Source organism: Paraeggerthella hongkongensis, from assembly GCF_003726035.1.
GTDB lineage: Bacteria > Actinomycetota > Coriobacteriia > Coriobacteriales > Eggerthellaceae > Paraeggerthella > Paraeggerthella hongkongensis.
Genome location: NZ_QICD01000065.1, coordinates 1 through 531 on the forward strand (window position 1 = coordinate 1; position 531 = coordinate 531).

General features: G+C 52.5%; 1 protein-coding gene. It reads left to right on the top strand.

Translation table 11 applies throughout. The features are described 5' to 3' along the window. Positions 1-124: 124 nt before the first annotated feature. Complete coding sequence (locus DMP08_RS12765; RefSeq protein ID WP_258552647.1) at positions 125-250, top strand: hypothetical protein; 126 nt, start codon at positions 125-127, stop codon at positions 248-250. Positions 251-531 lie beyond the last annotated feature (281 nt).

A 531-nucleotide genomic window follows, 5' to 3' on the forward strand; every position in this document is an offset into this window, starting at 1 on the left:
GAAATCAAGGGTGGGATCTCGATGCGCGAGCGCTTCAAGGATGACGATCTGAAAGAAAGCAACCATGCTGTCGCGTGAGGCCGTGCGGCAGATATTGCAGCAGGCATGCAGCAGGAATCTTTGGATGGCTGTTCCGATTGAGCTGGAAGACTACATCGTGGACTTCGCTGCAAAGAACATGCGGGCCGAGGACGTCAACGACTCAGTATGCGGAGAGTTGTTTGAGCTTGCGGCAACCTGCACGTTATGATGGCACGCCGGGGTTCTAGATCTCAGTAATCCTAATCCGTACTCACAGGGAAACGAATTGCCTGCCGACGTAAAGCCGTTTACCGTGACAACGATATACGACACACGCATTGAAACGAGCTGTATCTAGTAGCTGAAAGGGCCCGATTGCTTTCGATTGCAGTCGGGCCCTTGAAATCAATATCTTGTGGGTGTGCACTGCTAGGCAGAATCACTGTGCCGATGCTGCGGAATGCCGTACCGATGGTCTGGAACGATGTACCGATACGGGCGTAATAACCA

Coding starts and splice junctions, on each gene's coding strand:
- DMP08_RS12765 (WP_258552647.1), top strand. CDS start 125: ATGGCTGTTCCGATTGAGCTGGAAGACTACATCGTGGACTTCGCTGCA.